The sequence below is a fragment of the Fenollaria sporofastidiosus genome (assembly GCF_943169635.2).
Taxonomy (GTDB): Bacteria; Bacillota; Clostridia; order Tissierellales; family Peptoniphilaceae; genus Fenollaria; species Fenollaria sporofastidiosus.
On record NZ_OW968186.1, the window covers coordinates 1,138,202 to 1,161,929 of the forward strand.

Genomic DNA, 23,728 nt, shown 5'->3' on the forward strand with positions numbered 1-23,728 from the left:
GCTATCCCGCTCTTTTGTTAGATTAAAGGAGATGTGAGATGCAAGAAAATTTTAAAACTACCTTAGCTGGTAGACCTTTAGAAATTGAAACAGGAAAAATGTGCGAGCAAGCTAGTGGATCTTGCTTAGTTAAGTATGGCGATACTTATGTTTTAGTTAATGCGACAAGCACAAAAACTCCAAGAGAAGGAGTAGATTTCTTTCCACTAAGTGTTGATTACGAAGAAAAATTTTATTCTGTTGGTAAAATACCAGGAGGATATATAAAGAGAGAGGGAAGACCTTCAGAGAAAGCAGTTTTAACTTCAAGGCTAATTGATAGACCGATTAGACCTTTATTTCCTGAGGGCTTTTTTAATGATGTGCAAGTTATAGCAACTGTACTTTCTGTTGACCCAGACAACAGTCCAGAGATTGCAGCTATGATTGGCTCGTCAGTAGCTCTATGTATTTCAGACATACCATTTAATGGACCAACTGCAGCAGTATATGTTGGACTTATAGATGGAGAATACGTTATAAACCCAACACAAGAAGAGATGGAAAAGTCAGATATTAACTTATGTATATCAGGAACTAAAGACGCCATCATGATGGTTGAATCAGGCTCAAACGAAGTGTCTGAAGAACAAATGATTACAGCAATACTAAAGGGACATGAAGCAATTAAAGAAGTGTGTGAATTTGAAGAAGAAATTATTAAGAAGATAGGTAAAGAAAAATATACTTTTGAAAAATTTGAAGCTAAAGAAGAAATATTTAAAGAGATTGATGCTGAGTTTAGAGAAGACATTAAAAATTCAATTTTTGAAGCAGATAAGATTCAAAGAATTGAAAATAGCGAATCTGTAAAAGATGCTATACTAAATAAGTATCTTGAAAAATATCCAGATGATCAAAGAAGTATACTTAAGACTATTGACGATATAACAAGTGAAGAGTTTAGAAAGGGTATTCTTGAGAGAAATCAAAGACCAGATGGTAGAAATACTGAACAAATCAGACCGCTTTCTGCTGAGGTTGGAATATTACCTAGAGCACACGGCTCAGGACTATTCAAAAGGGGTCAAACTCAAGTATTAACTATAGCTACACTTGGTTCGTTTGGCGATAGTCAATCACAAGATGGACTTGTTGAAGAAGGCGAAAAGCACTACATGCATCAATACAATTTCCCACCATACTCAGTTGGAGATGTTAGACCTCTTAGAAGCCCAGGAAGAAGAGAGATAGGTCATGGTGCACTAGCAGAAAGAGCACTTGTTCCTGTTGTGCCATCATTAGAAGAGTTTCCATATACAATTAGACTTGTATCAGAAGTTCTAAGCTCAAACGGTTCATCATCACAAGCAAGTATTTGCGGTTCAACTCTTGCACTAATGGATGCGGGTGTTCCAATTAAGAAGCCAGTTGCAGGTATTGCGATGGGACTTATTAAATCAGATGACACTACAAGGATACTAACAGATATACAAGGTCTAGAAGACCACTTAGGAGATATGGACTTTAAGGTTGCTGGTACTAAAGACGGTATCACAGCTATGCAAATGGATATTAAAGTTCAAGGTATAGATGAAGAGATAATGAAGACTGCACTAAAACAAGCTAGAACAGCAAGATTTGAAATACTTGATGTAATCAAATCAGCTATTGATGCTCCAAGAGCAGAATTATCAGAATACGCTCCAAAGATTGCAACTATAAAGATTGATCCTGAAAAGATTAGAGACGTTATAGGTTCAGGTGGAAAAGTAATCAATAAGATTATTGAAGAAACTGGTGCTAAGATTGATATAACTGACAACGGCGATGTTTACATCTCAGCAGACACTATGGAAGGTGTCAACGGAGCTAAGAAGATGATTGAAGATATCGTTAAAGATGTAGAAGTTGGCGAAGTATACTTCGGTAAGGTTAACAGAATAACTAACTTCGGTGCCTTTGTTGAAGTTTTAAACGGTAAAGAAGGTTTACTACACATCTCTCAAATCTCTAAAGAAAGAGTAAATAAAGTAGAAGATGTATTAAAGCTTGGCGATGAAATCATGGTTAAAGTTACATCTATAGATGAACAAGGAAGAATTAATCTTTCAAGAAAAGCATTAGTTGAAAATGCTGACAGTGAATCTAAATAAATTTAGGGCGACAACATGGTAACTGTAAAGATAATTAATAAGAGTAAAAACGATATACCACAATACCAAACAGAAAACTCAGCTGGAGTAGATATAAGAGCTTCACTTGATGAAGACTTAGTATTAAAGGCAGGAGAGTTTAAACTAGTAAGTACAGGTATCTATTTAGAGATACCTTCTTCTTACGAAGTTCAAATAAGAGCAAGATCAGGCTTAAGTGTTAAGCACGGCATAGGTCTTGTCAATGGTATTGGCACTATTGATAGTGATTACAGAGGCGAAATCAAAGTTCCTCTAATAAACTTTTCTAAGGAAGACTTTATTATTGAAAATGGCATGAGAATCGCTCAAATGGTTTTATCTAAGTATGAGAAGATGGACTTTGAAGAAGTAGATGAGCTTTCAGACTCTGAAAGACAAGATGGCGGTTTTGGTTCAACAGGAGTAAAATAATGACACTACTTAAAGCAATAATACTCGCTATAGTTCAAGGCATAACAGAATTCTTGCCAATAAGCTCATCAGGCCACTTAGCCATACTACAAATATTATTTAATATAAAAGAAGGTAATGTATTCTTCTCACAAGTCTTACACTTCGGAACATTACTTTCTATTTTGCTTGTATATCATAAACAAGTAATAAATATGATTAAAGAATTCTTTAAGATGATAGCATCACTTATAAGAAAAGAGAAAATAACACTTAATCATTATCAAAAACTTGCACTATACATCATTATAGCGACAATACCAACAGTTATAATTGCTTTGTTTATAGAAAAGTTTTTGGACCAATTATATATGTCAGCGCTACTTATAGGTATATGCTTCTTGATAACAGCTGTATTGATTTATATTATCGATATCAATATGAGAAGCACTAAGAAGATAAGTGAAGCTGGAGTTCCTACAGTGCTTGCTATAGGTGCGGTACAAGGTATTGCTGCTTTACCAGGCATATCAAGATCTGGTTCTACTATATTTATCTCTCATGTATTAGGTGTAAGAAAGAAAGATGCAGTAGATTTTTCATTCTTACTAGCTATACCTGCTATGTTTGGTGGCTTTATCCTAGGACTTAAGGACATATATAAAGAGGGAGCTAGTGTAAGTTTCGACACAAATGCAATTGTTGGGCTTATTATTAGTTTTATTACAGGAGTTTTAGCAATCAGACTAATCAAGTTATTAGCTAAGAATAAAAAATTCCATGTATTTTCATATTACTTAGTTGTACTAGGTATTGTTTGCATAATAGCAAGTTTTTTATAAAGATATAAGCGAAGGGATTTTATGAAGACTAAAAATAACAGAACAAATAAAAGAAAAAGAAGTAAAGTAAATAAAAAGGTAGACAAGAATGAATCTTTATTGATATCAGGTCTTACAATACTTTTTGCGTCTATATTTTTGCTAATTTTTGCGAATAGCGACGCAACAGGTGTTTTTGGCAGATGGATAAAGAGTGGTCTTATCTACCTTTTTTCTATGGGATTTAATATATTTTTATTCTACTTATTAGCTATAGCCTTGGTATTATTGGTGCCAAAGTCTAGGCATTATGCAAGAAAACTTATTATATCACTTAGTATAATCTTTCTAAGTCTTTTAGTAGTCTTTGATTCGTCTACTGTACTTATGAGTTCTTTCTCATCACATGTTTCACAAGCAATCGAACTATCAACAGATTTAAACTCTGGAGGACTTATTGGCGGCGCTTTTGGATACTTATTCTACAGATTATTTGGTGCAGTAGGTACTATCATAGTTTTAGTTATTATAAATATTATTAACATCTACTCGTTAACAAGCATTAAAAAGTCTGATATAGCACAAAAGACTGACAATACTATGAATAAAATTCAAGATGGTATTGAAAGCAGCGTTGAAAAGATAAAGCTTAAGAGACAAGAGATGAAGAATAAAAAGGTTTTATCATCTGATGATATTTTTAGTGACGAGGAAAATACATCTGTTGGTGAAGAAGCTAATAAAAAAGCAGATAAGGACATTAACGAAGAAGACTTTAGTGACGACTTTGTAGACATTAAAATCAATGACTCTGCAAATCAGGAAGATATAAAATTAGATCAAGAGCAAAATAAGAAAGAGGCCTTAAAAGAAGAGACAAAAGAGACAAAAGCAAGTAAAACTACTAAGAAAGAAACTGAAAAAACTGATGAAAGTGAAGATATCGATATAAGTAAAGAGATTCATAATGAAGACATCATTCACTATGAATTTCCATCTTTAAACTTGCTTAAAGAAGCTCAAGCTAGCAACAATAGCACAAAGGGCAGAGAGATTAAAGACAACATCAAGATCATACAAGACACACTTAATAACTTCGGCGTCGATGCAAAAGTTATCGGAGTTAATAGTGGACCAACTATCACTTCATATGAGATAAGTCTTGCTGCTGGAGTCAAGGTAAGTAAGATATTAAGTCTTTCTGATAACTTGGCGCTTGCTCTTGCGACAACTGATATAAGAATACTTGCGCCTATACCAGGCAAGAGTGCGGTTGGTATTGAAGTTCCTAATAAGAACAAGGATACCCTACTATTAAAAGAAATTTTGGATACTGATGAATTTAGAAATCTAAAATCAAAATTGCCACTTGCTCTTGGCAAGGATGTAACAGGCAATACCATCATTAGCTCAATTGCAAGTATGCCTCACTTACTTATAGCAGGTGCTACAGGCTCTGGTAAGAGTGTGTGTATTAATACCATAATCATGAGTATACTTTACAAGGCGAGACCTGACGAAGTAAAACTAATCATGATAGACCCTAAGGTTGTGGAGCTAAATGTTTACAACAACATTCCTCATCTATTGATACCGGTAGTAACAAACGCTAAAAAGGCACAGTTCTCACTTAACTGGGCGGTTCAAGAGATGGAGAAGAGGTATCAATTATTTGCAAAGAACAATGTAAAAGATATGCAAAGTTACAACGAGCTTGAGACTATCACTGAGAAGATGCCTCAAATCGTTATAATCATAGACGAGCTTGCAGACTTAATGATGGTTGCTGCAACAGAGGTAGAAGACGCTATATGCAGGCTTGCTCAGATGGCGAGAGCTGCAGGTATGCACTTAATAGTTGCAACACAAAGACCGTCGGTTGATGTCATTACAGGAACTATAAAGGCGAACATTCCTTCGAGAATTTCCTTCCAAGTTTCTTCACAAATAGACTCTAGAACTATACTTGATATGAGTGGAGCTGAAAAGCTTCTAGGCAAGGGCGATATGCTTTACTACCCATCGAACCTTTCAAAGCCGATTAGAGTTCAAGGCGCCTTTGTAAGCGATAAGGAAGTTAAGAGTGTTTGTGACTTTATTAGGAACCAAGGTGAAGCAAATTATAATCAAGATGCAGTTGAGTCAATCACAACAAATAACACTAGTCAAACTATGCAAGACGATAAAGATGAATTATACGAAGAAGCAGTTAAACTTGTGGTGATGGATGGACAAGCATCTATATCATATTTACAAAGAAAGCTTAAGATAGGCTACTCTCGTGCTGCAAGAATTGTCGATCAGATGGAAGAGATGGGCGTTGTAAGCGGTTACGATGGATCTAAGCCTAGAAAAGTATTGATTGAAAAAGAAGATATTGAGAATTTAAACGGTGAAAGCGGTGAAACACTTGAATAAAGTATTTATACTTACTATGGGCTGCTCAAAAAATGATGTAGACTCAGAAACTATGGCATATAAGCTAAAGAATGATGACTATACAATTATAAACAATCCAAGCGAGGCTGATTATATAATTATCAACACTTGCTCGTTCATAAATGCAGCAAAGGAAGAGTCTATAGACGCAATATTTGATATGATTAATCAAAAGAAGGCAGGTGCTAAAATTATAGTTAGCGGCTGCCTTGCTCAAAGGTATTCAAAAGAACTCAAGGAAGAGATACCAGAGATAGATATCATAGTTGGTACGGGTATGTTCCAAAATATTGCGAGCATAATTAAAGAGTATGAAGATAATAACAAAGACGATGTTTATGTTGACAATATAAATGCAGATATTGAATATATAGAAAAGGATGCTGCGGACATTACAGAGTATGTAAAGATTGCTGAAGGCTGTAACAACCTATGCACTTATTGCATAATACCAAAGCTTAGAGGCAGACTAAGGTCGAGACCAATCGATGATATAGTTAATGAAATTAATCATCTATACAAGCTTGGCACTAAAGAAGTAATACTTATAGCACAAAACACAACAGACTATGGCACAGATATATACTCAAGACCGTCACTTGATATGCTATTGAAGGCGATACTTGACAGGACGAAGATGCCGTGGATAAGAATTATGTATTTATATCCAGACAATATTACTGATGAGCTAATTGGAACATTTAATTCATCAGATAGAATACTTAAGTACATGGATATACCTCTTCAACATGCATCAGACCACGTACTTAAGATGATGAACAGGCATATTAACAAAGAAGAGACACACGCTTTAATAAGTAAACTTAGAACAAAGATAGACGACTTAGTACTAAGAACAACCTTCATAGTCGGCTTCCCAGGAGAGAGCGAAGAAGACTTTAAAGAGCTATTAAACTTTATAAAAGAAGAAAAGTTTGATAAGCTTGGCGTCTTTGAATATAGCGACGAAGAAGGTACAAGGAGCTACTCCTTTAATGAAAAGCTTGATGAGGATACAAAGAGGCGCAGAAGAGAAGAGATTATGGATGCGCAAATGGACATCTCAAGAGCAAGTTTAGAAAAGAGAGTAGGAACAGTTATGAAGTGTTTAATCGAAGATGGGGCCGATGGCGAGTATACAGCCAGAAGCTTTATGGACGCTCCTGATGTTGATGGACTAGTTTACATAAGCACAGATAAAGATTTAGAACTTGGAAGCTTTTTTGATATTAAGATCACAGAAGCACTCGAGTATGATTTAAGAGGTGAAATTTATGAACCTAGCAAATAAAATTACAATGTTTAGAATATTTTTGCTGCCAATTTTTGTATTAAGCTGTTATTTTGATCAAAGTGGTATATCTAGCCTATTAATATTTTTACTTGGATCATTTAGCGACTTTCTAGATGGCTACGTTGCCAGAAAGTACAATATGATTACAGACTTTGGTAAATTCATAGACCCTATAGCAGATAAGATACTTGTACTAAGTGCCTTTATTATGTTTATAGAAAGGGGCTTTGTTGAGCCATGGGTAGTCATAGTAGTTTTATTTAGAGAGCTACTTATCTCTGGCTTTAGAATGCTTGCAGCGAAGAAAAATATATCCATAGCTGCAGACATCTTTGGCAAGCTAAAGACAACAACACAGTTCTTCTGTGTAATATTTTTCTTTTTAACAATTATTTTGATAAGTGGAAAGATGTTTATAATTGGCAAGGTTCTACTATATATTTCTGTAGTTTTAACTGTTTTATCAATGATAAACTATTTATATAAGAACAGGGAAGTATTACATGGAACAATGCTGTAAGATTATTGAAATCTTAAAAGAAAAGCAAATGACAATCTCGGGTGCTGAGTCCATAACAGGTGGTCTTATATCATGCGAACTTGTTAAGGTATCAGGCGCATCCGATGTCTTTCGCGGCACGCTTGTATCGTATCAATCATGCGTAAAGGTAGATACACTTAAAGTACCAGTGGATCTTATTGATAAGTACACACCGGTATCTATGCCCGTACTATCTAGTATGCTTGATGGAGCAAACGAGCTATTTAATACTGATTTTGTATATGCAATAACAGGTAGCGCAGGACCGACTTCATACGATGGTATACCTGTTGGACTTGTTTACTATGGTGTGAAGTATAAATCACATCAATATTTACATAAAAAGGTATATACAGGCACAAGATGTGATATAATAAAAGAAGCGAAGAATAATTTAATCGACTTAATATTAGAAATAATAAGTAAATAATAGAGGTGAAGAAATGGACAAGAACGAAAAAGAAAAAGCTCTTGAGGATGCTTTAAAGAAGATTGAAAAAGATTTTGGCAAAGGTTCAATAATGAGACTTGGCGATCACGCTAAGCTAAATATTGAAAGCATACCAACTGGTTGCTTATCACTAGATATGGCTTTAGGTATAGGTGGTATTCCAAAGGGAAGAATCATCGAAATTTATGGACCTGAATCAAGTGGTAAGACTACTCTTACATTGCATATCATTGCTGAGTGTCAAAAAAGAGGCGGCACAGCTGCTTTTATCGACGCAGAGCACGCTTTGGATCCTCAATATGCTAGGAACTTAGGTGTAGATATCGATAAGCTTATAGTATCTCAACCAGACAATGGTGAGCAAGGTCTTGATATAGCAGAGGCACTTGTAAGAAGTGGCGCTGTTGATTTAGTTGTTGTTGACTCTGTTGCTGCACTAGTACCAAAGACTGAGATCGAAGGAGCTATGGGAGACGCAACTATAGGTTTGCAAGCAAGACTTATGTCACAAGCAATGAGAAAGCTTTCAGGAGTTATATCTAAGACAAAGTCAACAGTTGTTTTCATAAACCAATTAAGAGAAAAGATTGGTATCATGTTTGGTAGTCCAGAAACAACAACAGGTGGTAAGGCATTGAAGTTCTACTCATCAGTAAGACTTGATATAAGAAAGTTTGATGTAATAAAACAAAAAGAGGAGACAGCAGTTGGCAAGAAGGAAGACGTCATTATAGGTAACAGAGTTCGTGTTAAAGTTGTTAAGAACAAAGTTGCACCCCCATTCAAAGTTGTTGAATTTGATATCATGTATGGAACTGGTATCTCAAAAGAAGGAGATATCCTAGACGTTGCAGTTGATAGAGGCATAATCGAAAAGGCTGGCGCGTGGTTCTCATACAATGGCGAAAAACTTGGCCAAGGTAGAGAGAATGTTAAACAATTATTTAAAGATAAACCTGAACTAATGGAAGAGGTTGAATTAAAAGTTAGAGAAGCAAGCAAAAGTGAAGACGAAGCTATAGAATTAGAAGCGTCACAAGAGACAGAAGAATAAAGTTGATATAATGAAATTTGTATTTTTAACAGATACACATATTAAAGAAAAAAATCCTATCAATAGACTAGATAATTATTTTGAAACGGTAATTAATAAGATTGACGAAGTCGCACACTTTGCTGTTGACAATAAAGTTGATTTTATAGTTCACGGTGGAGATCTTTTTGATACTCCAACCGTTTCAACTATTTGTCTTGTCAAATTTAATAGGATTCTTTTTTATTTAAAAGAGAATAATATAAATTTCTACGTAGTTAGTGGCAATCACGACATCTACGGACGCAACCCTGATACGCTTCCGAGAACACATCTAGGACTGCTTGAATCATTTGAAGCGGTAGAGATGCTTGATAGGTATAATACAGTTGAGGAAAGATGCAGTAACGGTAGGACAATCAAGATAGTGGGCACGCCATATATATACAAGATGGATGGAGAGGATAAGAAGGCATACCTATTAAATGACTATGAGAAAGATGATAATGAGTTTTTGATAAACGTTGTTCATGGTATGCTCTTAGAAAAACCATTTATTAAAGAGATAGAGCACACTGTTGTGACTGATATACTTGATACTAAGGCTGACCTTACCTTATCAGGCCACTACCATACAGGCTTTGGTGTGATTAAGCTTAATGGAAAGACGTTTTTAAATCCAGGTTCACTTACAAGGTGCTCAAATACGACTGAAGAGTATAAGAGGATGCCTCAATATGCACTAATCGAAATAAATGAAGACTTTAAATTAGATATTAAGCTCATCGATGTGAAGTGTGCAAAGCCGGGATTTGAAGTTTTAGATAGAGAGTACATCGAAAAGCATAAGAACGACAAGCTTGAAGTTCTTAACTTCGAAAATACCATCAGAGAGGCTGCAAACTTCGACAAGTACGACTACTATAGCGTCTTAGAAGAGATAATTAAGTCTGATAATGTTGAAAAGGCTGTTATAGATGAGGCGAAGAAGCGTTTAGAGAGAGCGGAGGAAGATATACATGGTCAAGATTAAAAAATTAGATCTAATAAATTTTCAATCGCATAAGTTTACTTCACTCGAATTAGCTGATGGTCTTAATGTCATAGTAGGTCCATCTGACAACGGTAAGACATCAATACTAAGAGCTATACGCTGGGTACTGTTTAACGAGCCACAGGGTATGAGTATGCTCAGAAACAATGAGGACTTCGTATCGGTAAGAATCTACTTCAATAACGACTACTCAGTGGAGAGAAAGCGCTCGAAGAAGGAGAATTTATACATCATCTACAATGAAAAGACTGGTGAAGTACAAGAGTTTAACAGCTTAAGAACTGGACTTCCACCGGAGGTCTTACACGTGATGAAGATAAAGAAAGTTACACTTGACAAGGCTAATGACATAAACTTCAATATACAGTTTCAGCACGATGGACCTTTTATGTTTAGCTTCACTGCAACACAAAAGTCAGCCCTCATAGGTAAGATGTATAAGCTTGATGTTGTTGACAAGGCAATCGACGATACTAACAAGGATATAAAGTCGCAAAAGTCAGATATTAAGAGAATCAACGAAGAGATAAAAGATCTTGATGAAAAGATACTCGTATACGCTAACATTGAAAAGGAAGAGAAACTTCTTAAAGACAGAGAGCAAATTACGAGAAGAGTAGAAGAGTCAGTAGAAAAACTAAACTTTGTAAACAAGATAAAAGAGAGCTTAGAAGAGAATACACAAAACAGAGACTACTTGCTTAATAAGATAAAAGATTTTGATAAGCTTCTAAGTAACGAGGCATTGATAGCTAAAATTACAAAAGCATATAAACTATTTGGTGAGTACAAGGTATACAAGCAAAGACTAGACAAAGTAAAGCTTGATATAGACAAGACAGAAGCAATATATACAAAGAGCAAGACTCTTACAGATAAGCTTGATATAGACAAGACAATTGTTAAGAACATAGATACATTCACAAAGCTAAGCGAGTTAAGAAAGCGCTTATTAGATGTAAACGCATCCATTGACAAGGGTAGATACTTTATCAAGGATAATGATGATAAGCTAAGTAGCGACCTAAAAGAGTATACAGAGCTTCTTCTTAAGCTAAAGAAGTGCCCTTATTGTAACTCAGATGTTGATAGAGAGCACATCGACATGATTGTTAAAGAATATTTATAATAGGTGATAATATGGATTATATAACAAGATTAGAAGCATTGAAAGATAGCTTGGATAAGGCGAAACTAAATAAGGTTAAGTATGAGGAAAGGTTAAATATCTTACTTAAAGATAGAGAGAAAATCATTGAAGAGATTAAAAAGCTCGGCATAGAACCAGACAATATTGACAATGAGATTAAAAACTTGGAAAGCAAAATAGCTTCAGACATAGCAAAGGCTGAAGACCTTATAAGAGACAATGAATAATTATACTTTAGAGATTGAAAGAATCAAAAAATTTAATAAGTCTTTAGAGAATAAAATTTTGCAGGATAAAACGAAGAGACAGATGCTACTTGAGAAGAAAGCTTCACTTGCGAAAGAAGCAGAAAACTTAGATGAGAAGAACATGATCTTTGAGAAGACAAAACTCTTACTTGAAAAGACGAGCGACTATGCAAGAAAGCAAGCGATAAAGGGCATTGAGAATATGGTTACAGGCGCCTTAAGAGAGATATTCTCCTCGCAAAGCAAGTTCATCATAGAAGAAAAGACAGTAGCTGGTAAGGTCGCTGTTGACTTTTACCTTGAAGATGAGGTCGATGGCGAGAAAGTGCTTACAGATCCACAAGAGCAAAGAGGCGGCGGCTATGTCGATATTATATCACTTGCACTGCGTTTTGCAATGATTGAAGTTTTCAATCCTAAGATCGAAGGACCAATATTATTAGATGAGCCAGCAAAGTTTGTCTCAGAAGACTACATCTACAACGTTGCAGAGTTTTTATCAAAGGTAAGCGAAAGCTTTAAAAGGCAGATAATCATGGTAACACACTCAAAGTACTTATCGAACATAGGAGAGAAGACTTTTGAAGTCATCAAAAGAGACAATGTATCAGAAGTAGTAGAGAAGTAGTAGAGAAGTAGGTGAGCTTATGTTTAAGTTTATATTTGGTGTAATAAAGCTTATCTTGATACTGCCGTTCTTACCGATAATTTTCATTGCATCATTATTTCAAGATAAGAGTCAAAAGAAGCCAAAGAAAATAAAGCAAAATAAAAAAGATGATCTTGCTTGGATAGATAGACTTGAAGAGCTAGATGCCATCATCGAAGATTAATTTAATATTGAACAAAAGAAAGGCTATGATTATTCATAGCCTTTTATATTGCAAAATTATTTAATTTTTTCTAAAAATATACTTTTAATTCTATCTAATTCTTTCTTTGCTTCAGCTTCATTCTTTGTTCTTATCGAGAAATAGAACTTAATTTTTGGCTCTGTGCCCGACGGCCTTATAGCTATCCACGAGTATGGATCAAGATAGTACTTCAATACATTTGACTTATCAAGACCAGTTTCATCATTTAAGTAGTCGACTCTTTTAACAAATTTAAGTTCATCAATCTCAGCCTTGTAATTATTTCTGAAATCATCCATGATCCTATCCATCTTTTCTTTGCCAGCAAGTCCTTCAAAGACTATGGACTCTTGTGCTTGTACAAAGTAGCCGTACTTTTTATAAAGCTCATCTAAGTGCTCTAAGATGTCCATGCCGCGCTTCTTGTAATAAGATGTCATTTGCAAAAGTATCATAAAAGCATTCACAGCGTCTTTGTCTCTAACAAAATCTTTGTAAACATAGCCTATGCTCTCTTCAAATCCAAAGAAGAAGTGCTTGTTCTTATCTTTTTCAAAGTCGTTTGCAAGCTTGCAAATATTTTTAAAGCCAGTTAAAACATCTACGCACTCTAGACCATGCTCCTCAGCTATAGCCTTTGCAAAGTCGGATGTTACGATGGACTTAACAAGGTAAGAAGTCTTTGGAGCCTTCACATGATTTAGAATGAAGTCAAGCATAAGAGCGCCAACTCTATTGCCATCTAAGATTACATAGTCATCCTTTTGTTTAAGCGCCATGTTAATCCTGTCGCAGTCAGGGTCACTTGCAAATATCACATCAGAGCCGTGCTTCTTAGCTAGTGCTATAGCTAAATTGAAAGCCTCCTTGAATTCAGGATTAGGATAAGGGCAAGTTTTAAAATCAGGGTCTGGAATTTCTTGCCTTTTCGGTATATGGTAATTATTAAAGCCAAAGTCCTTAATAACTTTAAGTATAGGCTTTAGACCAGTTCCGTTAAGCGGAGTATAGACAAAGTTTAAGTCCTTGTCCATATCTAAATCTAATTTTATAGAGTAGAGGTCTCTGTAGTAAGACTTGAAAAATTCATCATCAATTATTTTAAGAAGAGCATCGTTTGTATCAGTAATCGACACCTCATCAAAGTCGACTTCTTTCATTGCACTTTGAACACTATCTGCCATATCTTCAAGAATTTGTGAGCCGTGCTCATTATATACCTTGTAGCCGTTGTAGTCCTTAGGGTTATGACTAGCTGTAACCATAACACCAGCGCTTGCTTTATAGTGCCTTATACCATAGCTTACAAATGGAGTGGGTAGCGGCTCATTAAATAAGTATACCTTGATGCCCTCATTAGTAAAGATATTTTTACTTATATTAGCAAAGTCCTTAGACATATGCCTTGTATCATAGCCGATAACAACAGATGGATTAGAAAATTTTTGCTTTAACACCAAAGCAATAGCTTTTGCAGCAAGCTTTACAGTGTAAACATTCATCATATTAGTTCCTAGACCAAGCTTACCTCTAAGGCCAGCAGTACCGAAGACAAGGTCGCTAGCAAAGTTACTTTCAATCTTTTTGCTACTCAAAGATTTTAGAGAAGCCGCATCACTACTAGTAAGACTTGTGTAAGAAAGCCATTTATTATACCTTTCATTCGAGCTTTTAATTCTGATGTTCATTTTAGTAGAAAGTAAGTAGTAATCAGCACCGCAAAGCTTCGCAATGTCATCGATCATAATTAGAGTTCTCTTTGTATTATATTTAGTCTCGATGTATATGTTTCTAAACTTGTATGGACTTTTAAAGTCACTACCTGAACTAGAGTAGAAGCCATTATCTATATAATACTTGTATATAGCATCCTCGTTGTCAACAGACAGAATCTTTAACATTAGTTGGTATGCTTCAATATATGTTTTAACCCCATATGACTTACCATTTATATACAAGTAACTTAGTACTAGGCCTTGTTTATAATTATCATAAGTAAATGTATATGGTTTAGTGTGAATTGTTTTTGTATAAGATTTAAAAGTTTCTTGATCTTGCTCATTAATATCGTTTTTAAAATTTAATATTTTACCCATTAAATCACTCCTTAGTATAACTATTATAATACATATAAGAAATATAAACAATAAAAAAGATCAAACTAATAACAGTTTGATCATATATGGCGGGAGTATGTGCGAATCGAACACACCTATGAAGCTACAAACCCCACATGCACGGTTTTGAAGACCGGAGAGCCCACCAGGACTCATCTACCCCCAGACTTGTATATTATAGCACAATCAATATAGATTTACAAGTTATTTTATTAACAATAGAAGATTTTGATAAAAAATAAAGAAAATACAAAAAAAGTCTTGCTATTTATAAAAATATATGGTAAAATATCAATGTTATGAAATTTGGAGGTGAGATTATTGGCAAACATTAAATCTGCGAAGAAAAGAATATCAGTAATTAAGAATAAAACTTTAGTAAATAAATCTAGAAAGACTGAGCTTAAAAACCTTATAAAGAGATTTGAATTATTGGTTGGAGAAGGCAATACAGACGAAGCTAGAGAAGTACTTAAAGTGATAGATAGAAAATTAAAGAAAGCAGAACAAAGAAACTTATTCCACAAGAATAAAGTTGCTAGAAAGATGAGTAGATTAACTCATAAGTTAAATAAGGCTGTTTAGTTAAAAGAGACCTTATTGTCTCTTTTAACTATTTTAATTTTTTTAAAAGAAATTTAAAAAAAACTCTTTACAAAACGAAATTCTTGTTGTATAATGATAAGGTAGTTTTGGACCATTAGCTCAGATGGTAGAGCAACTGACTCTTAATCAGTGGGTCTAGGGTTCGAGTCCCTAATGGTCCACCACGAAGAAACGTGTTATAGCACGTTTCTTTTTTTATGTCCACAGCTATTAAAGAAGTTCATATATCAATACATTTGTGATTCTAATCAATTGACAATTAAGCCATTTAATGTTAATATATTAGTAGGTGATGATAGTGGAGAATTTTGTAATTATAGATGGTTCGAGCTTACTTAACAGGGCTTTTTATGCGATTAGATTATTGAGTAACAAGAAAGGCATATTTACTAACGGTATATATGGCTTTTTAAATATGCTTGACAAGATTAACGCTGACTACAATCCAAAGTATATGTGCGTTGTCTTCGATAGAAAGGAAAAGACTTTTAGAAAAGATATGTACGAAGAGTATAAGGGCAATAGAATGAAGTTCCCTGATGAGCTTAGCGTTCAATTTCCAATACTTAAGGACATACTTACTAAGATGGGCATAAAGGTTTTGGATAAGGCTGGTTTTGAGGCAGACGACCTTGCTGGCACTCTAACTACTATCAATTGTGAGGGCGTTAAAAAGCTTTTAATAACTGGAGATAAGGACTACTTGCAGCTTATTAAGGATGACACTGATGTTATCATTACCAAAAGAGGCGTTAGTGAATTTGATACATACAATAAAGATAAGATGAACGAGGTTTATGGTTTAAGTCCTGACGAGTTTATTGATTTAAAGGCTCTGATGGGTGACCAATCTGACAATATTCCTGGTATTTATGGCATAGGCGAGAAGACTGCTTTAAAGATACTTAGCGAGTATAGAACCATAGAAAATTTATATGAACATGCGGATGAATTAAGTAAGAACAAGACTAATCAAAGAATTATAGAAGGCAAGGACATGGCTTTTTTATCAAAGAAATTAGCTACTATCGTTAAAGATGTTGATATATCTATGAATATTGAAGACTATAAGATAAAAGATCAAGATGATGAAGCGCTTAGAGAAGTATATGAAGATCTTGAACTAAATTCAAGGTTAAAATCACTTGGTAGCACAAAAAAGGTAGAAGCTGTTGAAAATAATTTAGAGGTAGAAATTCTTGATAAAGACAATTTAGATATTCTTAAAAATCTTAAAGATGAGTTTATATTTTATATTACCACTGATACTGACAAGTATCTTAGCTCTAAAATCGTCTATATTACTTTTATCTTAGATAAAGTTTATATAATAAAAACTGACAATTTATCAGTGATAAAGCATATACTTGAAAGTTCTGAGATAAAAAAAGTATCGCACGACATAAAGAAAGTTTATGTATTAGCTCAAAAAGAAGGTATCAAGATAAATAATTTTAGTTTCGATACAGCTATCGCATATTATTTGATTGATTCAAATAAGTCTAACTATAGCATACAAAGTATGGCTATGGACTATTTGCAAAGACAAATAAATTCGTTTGAAGATATTTATAAAAAAGAAAAAATTAAAGAAAAATTAGTCTCAGCTGTTGATATGAATACAGCTGAAGGCGTATTAAGTAATGAGATTAAGACTATAAAAGATGCGTATCCAATACTTAAGGAAAAAATTGATAGTTTGGATGAAAGAACACTGTTTTATGATATAGAGCTTCCACTTAGTGAGGCTTTAGCAGATATGGAATTCATTGGATTTAAGGTGGATAGAGATGAGCTTTTAAGACTTGGCGACGAGTATGACGAACTTATCAAAGAAAAAGAAAGAATTATTTTCAGTTTAGCTGGTGAGGAATTTAATATAAATTCACCTAAGAAATTATCTGAAATACTATTTGATAAGCTAGGCATTAAGCCTATCAAAAAGACAAAGACAGGCTACTCAACTGACGCTGAAGTCTTGGAAAAGCTGTCTGACAAGCATCCGATAGCAGACCAAATTGTTGAATACAGAACTTATCAAAAGCTTAAATCAACATATATTGACGGCCTTAAGGATTTGATTGATGAGACAGGCAGGATACACTCCTACTTTAATCAAACAAATACTGCAACAGGAAGGATATCCTCGCAAGATCCAAACCTTCAAAACATTCCTATAAGGACTGAGGCCGGCAGAAAGATTAGAAAAGCCTTTGTAAGCGAGGAAGGATATACTCTTGTTGACAGCGACTACTCGCAAATCGAGCTAAGAATACTTGCCTACATTGCTAATGATGAAAAGATGCTACACGCCTTCAAAGAAGGCTTTGATATACACAGAAAGACAGCTTCAGAAGTGTTTAATATACCATTTGATGAAGTAGATAGCGAGCACAGATCGAGAGCAAAGGCTGTTAACTTCGGTATTGTTTATGGTATAAGCGACTATTCACTATCACAAGATCTAAAGATATCGAGAAAAGAAGCAAAAGAGTATATTGATAAGTATTTTGAAAAATTTTCTGGAGTTCATAAATATATGTCTGATGTTGTGGAAAAAGCCAAGGAAGATGGCTACGTTAAGACTCTTTTCAACAGAAGAAGAAATATTCCAGAGCTTCAAAACTCAAACTTTAATATAAGGGCATTTGGCGAGAGAGTTGCTCTTAATATGCCTATACAAGGCACTAGTGCAGATATCATTAAAATCGCTATAGTAAAGATATTTAATAAGTTTAGAGATGATTGTCTAGATGCACACATAATTGTAACTGTTCACGATGAAATCGTTGTAGAAGTAAAGAAAGAAGAGCTTGATAAAGTTAGAAATATCATAAGGACTCTTATGGAAAATATTGATGGCCTAGATATGGACTTGAAGGTTGACATCAATCAAGCGGACAATTGGTACGATGCAAAATAATTATGTCTTAACAGGTTCCATAGCATCTGGAAAGTCTTCAGTATTAAAAATAATTTGTGAAGAAGGATATAATACAATAAGCGCAGATGAAATTGTCACTGAGCTTTATGTTGATGAAGATTTTTTAAGAGATTATAAGAACTTTATAGGTAGAGAATACTTTACCGAAGGGTTAAAGCTTGATAAATATAAGCTTAGGGATGATATATTTAGAGATTCTGCTTTGAAAGAAAGAGTAGAATCCTTTGTGCATCCGCAAGTTTATAAAAAAATCAAAGAAAGTCTAAAAAGTGGATACAATTTTATAGAAATACCACTATTTTTTGAAGCACAAAAATATTTTCTTGAATCAGATATAGAGATAAAAGGCGTAATTTTTATGAATATAGATAAGAATTTACAAGTTTCAAGACTTATGCATAGAAATAAGATTACTAAAGAAGAGGCTGAATCAATGATTGATAGCAGAATTAGTATCGATGATAAAATAAGCTCATCAGACTATATTATTAACAACAATTCAAATTTTGATGATCTTAAAAAAGAAGTCTTGAAAACTTTGGAGAAAATAAATGAAAAAACTAATTAAATTTATTATAAAGCTGTTTATATTAATAATTGTAGCTGAGCTAGTTTACTTGCATTTCATACCTAGGAAGTATGATAAGATTATAGACAATTACTCAGCTGAATATGGAGTAGACAGATCATTAGTTAAGGCGGTAATATTTAAAGAGTCACGTTTTAAGGAAACAGCAGTTTCATCTAAAGGAGCTATTGGACTTATGCAATTAATGCCTTCAACAGCACTGTGGCTTATGAACAAGTTAAAGATAGAAGACTACAAGATAGAGTCACCACAGAACAATATAAGACTAGGAACATATTATTTGTCGTATTTAATGAGTATTATGGATGAAGATGAAGAGCATGCACTACTTGCATATAACGCAGGACCAGAGAATGCTAAGCGCTGGATAAACGCTGAAGGCTACAATAAACAAGATATGGATAACTATGTTGACTTTAATGAAACAAGAAAATATGTTAGAGAAATTAAGCTAACAAGAAACATAATTGATTTTGTTGACAAATATGGCATTCTTTTAAATGAGCTTTCAAAGTTATTGGAGGATTACTTATAGATGAAGAGAAAACTATCATTATTAATTATACTAGTACTTTGCATCACACTAGTATCCTGCAATAAGTCAAGCGATAAAAAAGATAAAACTACTTCAGATAATGAAGCTTATCTCTTATCGCAAGGGGGCAATATTAATTTGCCGCTAACGCCATTTAAGACATTTGATCCAATACTTAATGATAATCTTTACTATTTTTACTTTAAAGATTTGATATACTCTAGCTTATTTGAAGTTAACGATGATTCATCTCTAAGTAATCTCTTAGCTAGCTCTGTAGAGAAAATAGATAATACTAGATACAGAATAAAGCTTAGAGAGGGGGTTAAGTTTCATAACGGCAAAGCCTTGAGCGCTGATGATGTTGTTTTTTCGTATAATTACATTATAAATAACAAAGACAGGTCATTTTATTACAACTTAATTAATGACGAAGCTAATAAAATATTCAATGGTGCAGAGCTTTTTTCTTTAAACAGAATTGATAATAGCACTATAGAAGTGAAGTTCGCAAGTGCAAAGCCAAACAATTTATACGCTCTAACATTTCCTATAGTATCATCAACAGATGACTATAGCGATTATAAGCCGAACGGCACAGGACCTTTTATGTTTAAATCATATGAGAACAACAAAATGCTTGTACTTGAAAAGAATAAATCATACTTCAACGGACAAGCATCCATAGACACAGTTACTGGAGTTGTTATTGAAAATCCGGCTAATATAGAAGGCATATTTGAAACAGGAAAGCTAGATATGTATACAGCCTTTGATTCAAACTATCTAGAGTTTTTAAATAGCTCAAAGTACTCTGTTATAGAGTATCCATCCAATAAACTATATTATCTTGCATTCAATTATAATAAAAGTCCTTCATTAGATTTAAGAAAGATAATTGATGCTAGCATAAATAAAGAAATGATTAATAAAGAAGTTTTTTCTTCAAACTTAGAATTATGTGATGGCTTTTATCCTGACGAGTCAACATTTGGTCAGCACGATATTAAAGAGAGGGAAGACTTAAGCAATTTATTAATAAAGAAAAATGAAAATCATGAATACATTGATGAAAGAAACAAAAAGATTAAATTAAGAGTGCTTTACAATAAGAACGATGCGAAGAGAAGTGCGATAGCAAATATTATCTACACGCAGCTAGACAATTCTGGCTTTAAAGTAGAACTAATTGCTAAAGATGGAAGCAATATTGATTTTAATGAAGACTACGACATCTATGTTGGAGAATATTTAGTAAATAATGCATTCGATCTTAACTATAAATTCTCATCAAGATCAGCATCGAATTTCACGCACTATGCAGACGAGAGATATGAAGAACTGCTTAATAAATTATATACTGGCAATATAGATTACAAAGAACTTAACAATTATTTATTAAATGAAAAAATATATATACCACTAGGTTATGAAAAAAATGCTCTAATATTTAAAGAGAATATGATCTTTGATACTAAACTTAATTTTCAAAATGTATATTCAAAGATAAAAGATTTGATTATTGTGAGCGCAAAGTCTTGATAATATTTCTATTAAATGTTATAATAATTATTTGTGAAATGGGGTGATTTTATGTCAATACTTAAGACCTTTACTGGAGGCGTTCATATGCCTGAGTACAAGGAATTATCAGAAAAACAAGCTATTGAAGAGCAAAAAGAACCAAGTAGAGTTGTTATCCCACTAAACCAACACGTAGGTGCTGAATGTACACCACTTGTAAAAAAAGGCGAATTCGTTAGAGAAGGCCAAAAGATAGGGGATAGTGATGCATCTTTATATGCACCAGTTCATGCGAGTATTTCTGGTATAGTTAGAGATATTGGCAAAGTTTACACTACAGGAGGCTGGCTTGTAAATTCAATTACGATAGAAAAAGCTAGTGATGAAGAACTTGAAGCTTTAGGCAATCCAAACAGTAGTGAACTTTTGATGGAAGGTTACGGTGACTTTAGAAACTTATCTAAAGAAAAAATCATCGAACTAATTAAAGAAGCAGGAATTATAGGTATGGGTGGAGGAGCATTCCCATCGTTTGCAAAAATACAATCATCAGACGATGGCACCATAGATACTATAATCATCAACGCTGCTGAATGCGAGCCATTCTTGACATGTGACCATAGAATGATGCTTGAGTATTCTGACAGAATGATAGGCGGACTTAGGATAGTTATGAAATATCTTAACGTTAGCAGTGCTTACATAGGAATCGAAGACAATAAAAAAGACGCTATAGACTTATTAGAAGAAAAGTTGAAAGATGACAGCTACATAAAAGTAGCAGTACTTAAGACAAAGTTCCCACAAGGGGATGCTTACAGAATGGTAGACTCAATATTAGGAAGAAAAGTTCCTCAAGGTGGAAGAACTAAAAATGTTAATACGTTTGTAAGTAACGTAGGTACTTTTGTTGCCATATATGATGCTGTAACATTCGGTCACACATCTCACAAGAGAGTTGTTACAGTAACAGGCAATGGCATTAAGACACCTAAGAACATCAATGCATACGTTGGAACATCTATTAGAGACCTAGTTGAACAAGCTGGCGGATTTAATGGCAATGTTACAAAAGTAATCGTTGGTGGACCAATGACAGGTGTTGCACAATTTTCGTTAGATACTCCTATCTCTAAGAACACATCAGGTATTATACTTTTAAGAGATGAAGATTACAAAGATGAAGAAGAAAGCCAATGCATTAAATGCGGAAAATGCGTAGAAGTATGTCCAGTACATCTAATGCCACTATACATCTCAAGATATCAAGCTTTAGGCAATCTTAAGATGTGTGACAAATACAACGCACAAAGCTGTATAGTATGCGGATCTTGTTCATATGTATGTCCTGCAAAGAGATTCTTAGCTGAAAGAATTTCAGTAGCAAAGAGAGAGATTAAACAATCTCTAAGAAGATCTAGATAGGAGGTAACTATGGAAAAAAATCAAAACATTCAAGAAGAAAAGCTTTACAGAGTAAGTTTAGCTCCATATTTGCGTTCTAAATCAACTACTCAAAGGATGATGCTAGATGTTATCATAGCACTACTTCCTGCATTAGCAGCAAGTATTTACTTCTTTGGTATGAATGCACTTATGCTATGCGTAGTATCAGTAGCATCATGCGTTGTAGCAGAAGTTCTTATGCAAAAGTTATTTAAAAAGAAAGTTACAGTTAGCGACTTATCAGCTGTTGTAACAGGCATTTTGTTAGCATTTAACTTACCAGCAAGTGCACCATGGTGGATGCCAGTATTTGGTGGTTTCTTTGCTATATGCATAGTAAAACAAATATTTGGTGGAATTGGCTCAAACTTTATGAACCCAGCACTTGGAGCAAGAGCAGCTATCATGGCATCTTGGCCAGGACTAATTACTAATTACATTACACCTGATGGAGTAGCAGCAGCTACACCACTTCAACTAATGAAGGCAGGTACAACAGGTGAGTTGCCATCTTTAATGGACATGGCAATTGGTAATATCGGTGGAGTTATAGGTGAAACATGCTCAATATTATTAATCCTTGGCGGAATTTATTTAATAGTTAAGAAAATTATAGATTGGAAAATACCATGCTTATATATTCTAACAACAGCAGTTTTATTAGCTGCATTTGGTGTAGATATAAGCTTATTACCATACCATATACTTGGCGGGGGACTTATACTAGGTGCTTTCTTCATGGCAACAGACTTTGTTACTTGTCCAGTTACACCAAATGGTAGGATAGTATTTGCTATAGGTTGCGGTGTAATAACAGCTATAATTAGAGTATACGGCGGTATGGCTGAAGGTGTATCATATGCAATCATACTTATGAACACAGCATCACCACTAATTGAATCACTAACTACACCTAAAGTATTTGGGGAGGTTAAGAGCAAATGAAAGAAACATTAAAACTTGGTTTAATATTATTTATCATTGCGGCTTTCTCGGGTGGAGTTTTATCTTATACAAACAGTTTGACTAAACCTATCATAGATCAAAGAGAATATGAAGAAACTCAAGCTGCATTTAAAGAATTAATTCCAGATGCTGACAGTTTTGAAGAGCTTGATGCAGCAAAACTTGAAAGCTTAAAAAGTGAAAATAAAAAGATACAAGATATCTATGAAGCGAAGAAAGACGGTTCAGTTGTAGGATATACATTTAAAACAGCTGGATCAGGTTATGGCGGAGACGTTGTTATATTAACAGGCGTTATGAATGATAAGATTACAAATATACTTGTTTTATCACATAAAGAAACACCATCATTAGGTGATAGAATTGAACATGAAGAATTCAAAAATCAATTCGCTGACAAGGATGCAAGTAAGGAACTAGTTTTATCTAAGACTGCTTCTGGAGAAGAAATACAAGCAATATCAGGCTCAACAATTTCTTCAAGAGCAACAGTAGAAGCTGTTAATCAAGCGATTGACGCTTTAAGCAAGTTAAAGTAGAGGTGCTGAG

At 34.1% G+C, this 23,728-nt stretch carries 22 protein-coding genes and 2 tRNA genes; 22 read left to right on the forward strand and 2 right to left on the reverse strand.

What is annotated here, in order from left to right; genetic code table 11:
* Nucleotides 1-38: 38 nt before the first annotated feature.
* The 13 genes from KO172_RS05500 to KO172_RS05560 are packed head-to-tail and all read left to right on the forward strand — an operon-like array spanning nucleotide 39 to nucleotide 12,431.
* Complete coding sequence (locus tag KO172_RS05500; protein ID WP_215492510.1) at nucleotides 39-2,135, forward strand: polyribonucleotide nucleotidyltransferase; 2,097 nt, start codon at nucleotides 39-41, stop codon at nucleotides 2,133-2,135.
* 15 nt (nucleotides 2,136-2,150) lie between these two features.
* Complete coding sequence (gene dut / locus KO172_RS05505) at nucleotides 2,151-2,588, forward strand: dUTP diphosphatase (protein WP_215492511.1); 438 nt, start codon at nucleotides 2,151-2,153, stop codon at nucleotides 2,586-2,588.
* Nucleotides 2,588-3,409 carry an undecaprenyl-diphosphate phosphatase gene (locus tag KO172_RS05510; RefSeq protein WP_215492512.1) on the forward strand — a complete coding sequence of 274 codons (822 nt, stop codon included), beginning with the start codon at nucleotides 2,588-2,590 and terminating at the stop codon, nucleotides 3,407-3,409. The genes dut and KO172_RS05510 overlap by 1 nt, the downstream gene beginning before the upstream one ends.
* 21 nt (nucleotides 3,410-3,430) lie before the next feature.
* Nucleotides 3,431-5,806 (forward strand): FtsK/SpoIIIE family DNA translocase, encoded by a 2,376-nt coding sequence (locus tag KO172_RS05515; protein ID WP_215492513.1) that lies wholly within the window; start codon nucleotides 3,431-3,433, stop codon nucleotides 5,804-5,806.
* The gene (rimO, locus tag KO172_RS05520; protein WP_251320125.1) at nucleotides 5,790-7,118 is read left to right on the forward strand and encodes a 30S ribosomal protein S12 methylthiotransferase RimO; all 1,329 of its coding nucleotides are present in this window, start codon (nucleotides 5,790-5,792) and stop codon (nucleotides 7,116-7,118) included. Before KO172_RS05515 ends, rimO begins: the two co-directional genes overlap by 17 nt.
* Entirely contained in the window at nucleotides 7,102-7,641 is a 540-nt protein-coding gene (pgsA, locus tag KO172_RS05525; RefSeq protein WP_215492515.1) for a CDP-diacylglycerol--glycerol-3-phosphate 3-phosphatidyltransferase, read from the forward strand. Before rimO ends, pgsA begins: the two co-directional genes overlap by 17 nt.
* Entirely contained in the window at nucleotides 7,625-8,092 is a 468-nt protein-coding gene (locus tag KO172_RS05530) for a CinA family protein (protein WP_215492516.1), read from the forward strand. Before pgsA ends, KO172_RS05530 begins: the two co-directional genes overlap by 17 nt.
* Before the next feature lie 13 nt (nucleotides 8,093-8,105).
* The gene (gene recA, locus KO172_RS05535; protein WP_215492517.1) at nucleotides 8,106-9,167 is read left to right on the forward strand and encodes a recombinase RecA; all 1,062 of its coding nucleotides are present in this window, start codon (nucleotides 8,106-8,108) and stop codon (nucleotides 9,165-9,167) included.
* A 10-nt stretch (nucleotides 9,168-9,177) separates the two neighbouring features.
* A complete protein-coding gene (locus KO172_RS05540; RefSeq protein WP_215492518.1) occupies nucleotides 9,178-10,179 on the forward strand; it encodes a metallophosphoesterase family protein in 1,002 nt (333 codons plus the stop codon).
* A complete protein-coding gene (locus tag KO172_RS05545; RefSeq protein ID WP_215492519.1) occupies nucleotides 10,166-11,329 on the forward strand; it encodes an AAA family ATPase in 1,164 nt (387 codons plus the stop codon). The genes KO172_RS05540 and KO172_RS05545 overlap by 14 nt, the downstream gene beginning before the upstream one ends.
* A gap of 11 nt (nucleotides 11,330-11,340) precedes the next feature.
* The gene (locus tag KO172_RS05550) at nucleotides 11,341-11,577 is read left to right on the forward strand and encodes a hypothetical protein (RefSeq protein ID WP_215492520.1); all 237 of its coding nucleotides are present in this window, start codon (nucleotides 11,341-11,343) and stop codon (nucleotides 11,575-11,577) included.
* Nucleotides 11,570-12,226, forward strand: a complete 657-nt coding sequence (locus tag KO172_RS05555; protein WP_215492521.1) for a P-loop NTPase family protein — start codon at nucleotides 11,570-11,572, stop codon at nucleotides 12,224-12,226. Before KO172_RS05550 ends, KO172_RS05555 begins: the two co-directional genes overlap by 8 nt.
* A gap of 19 nt (nucleotides 12,227-12,245) precedes the next feature.
* Nucleotides 12,246-12,431 (forward strand): hypothetical protein, encoded by a 186-nt coding sequence (locus KO172_RS05560; RefSeq protein ID WP_215492522.1) that lies wholly within the window; start codon nucleotides 12,246-12,248, stop codon nucleotides 12,429-12,431.
* A gap of 56 nt (nucleotides 12,432-12,487) precedes the next feature.
* Here the strand turns inward: KO172_RS05560 and KO172_RS05565 are convergent, their stop codons facing one another.
* Entirely contained in the window at nucleotides 12,488-14,548 is a 2,061-nt protein-coding gene (locus KO172_RS05565) for a phospho-sugar mutase (protein WP_215492523.1), read from the reverse strand.
* An 87-nt stretch (nucleotides 14,549-14,635) separates the two neighbouring features.
* Nucleotides 14,636-14,733, reverse strand: a tRNA-Sec gene (locus KO172_RS05570).
* A 157-nt stretch (nucleotides 14,734-14,890) separates the two neighbouring features.
* On the opposite strand from KO172_RS05570, the gene rpsT reads away from it, so the two are divergent.
* The 9 genes from rpsT (at nucleotide 14,891) to KO172_RS05615 (ending at nucleotide 23,718) form a co-directional block, all read left to right on the forward strand.
* Nucleotides 14,891-15,154 carry a 30S ribosomal protein S20 gene (rpsT, locus tag KO172_RS05575; protein WP_215492524.1) on the forward strand — a complete coding sequence of 88 codons (264 nt, stop codon included), beginning with the start codon at nucleotides 14,891-14,893 and terminating at the stop codon, nucleotides 15,152-15,154.
* 109 nt (nucleotides 15,155-15,263) lie between these two features.
* Nucleotides 15,264-15,339 (forward strand) — tRNA-Lys (locus KO172_RS05580).
* A 134-nt stretch (nucleotides 15,340-15,473) separates the two neighbouring features.
* The gene (gene polA / locus KO172_RS05585; protein WP_215492525.1) at nucleotides 15,474-18,098 is read left to right on the forward strand and encodes a DNA polymerase I; all 2,625 of its coding nucleotides are present in this window, start codon (nucleotides 15,474-15,476) and stop codon (nucleotides 18,096-18,098) included.
* The gene (coaE, locus tag KO172_RS05590; protein WP_215492526.1) at nucleotides 18,088-18,687 is read left to right on the forward strand and encodes a dephospho-CoA kinase; all 600 of its coding nucleotides are present in this window, start codon (nucleotides 18,088-18,090) and stop codon (nucleotides 18,685-18,687) included. The genes polA and coaE overlap by 11 nt, the downstream gene beginning before the upstream one ends.
* Nucleotides 18,671-19,243, forward strand: coding sequence for a lytic transglycosylase domain-containing protein (locus KO172_RS05595; RefSeq protein ID WP_215492527.1), 573 nt, complete (start codon nucleotides 18,671-18,673; stop codon nucleotides 19,241-19,243). The genes coaE and KO172_RS05595 overlap by 17 nt, the downstream gene beginning before the upstream one ends.
* Entirely contained in the window at nucleotides 19,244-20,785 is a 1,542-nt protein-coding gene (locus KO172_RS05600) for an ABC transporter substrate-binding protein (protein WP_215492528.1), read from the forward strand.
* Between the two features lie 51 nt (nucleotides 20,786-20,836).
* The gene (gene rsxC, locus KO172_RS05605) at nucleotides 20,837-22,192 is read left to right on the forward strand and encodes an electron transport complex subunit RsxC (RefSeq protein WP_215492529.1); all 1,356 of its coding nucleotides are present in this window, start codon (nucleotides 20,837-20,839) and stop codon (nucleotides 22,190-22,192) included.
* A gap of 9 nt (nucleotides 22,193-22,201) precedes the next feature.
* Nucleotides 22,202-23,158, forward strand: coding sequence for an RnfABCDGE type electron transport complex subunit D (locus tag KO172_RS05610; protein WP_215492530.1), 957 nt, complete (start codon nucleotides 22,202-22,204; stop codon nucleotides 23,156-23,158).
* Nucleotides 23,155-23,718, forward strand: coding sequence for an RnfABCDGE type electron transport complex subunit G (locus KO172_RS05615; protein WP_215492531.1), 564 nt, complete (start codon nucleotides 23,155-23,157; stop codon nucleotides 23,716-23,718). Before KO172_RS05610 ends, KO172_RS05615 begins: the two co-directional genes overlap by 4 nt.
* Nucleotides 23,719-23,728: the final 10 nt, after the last annotated feature.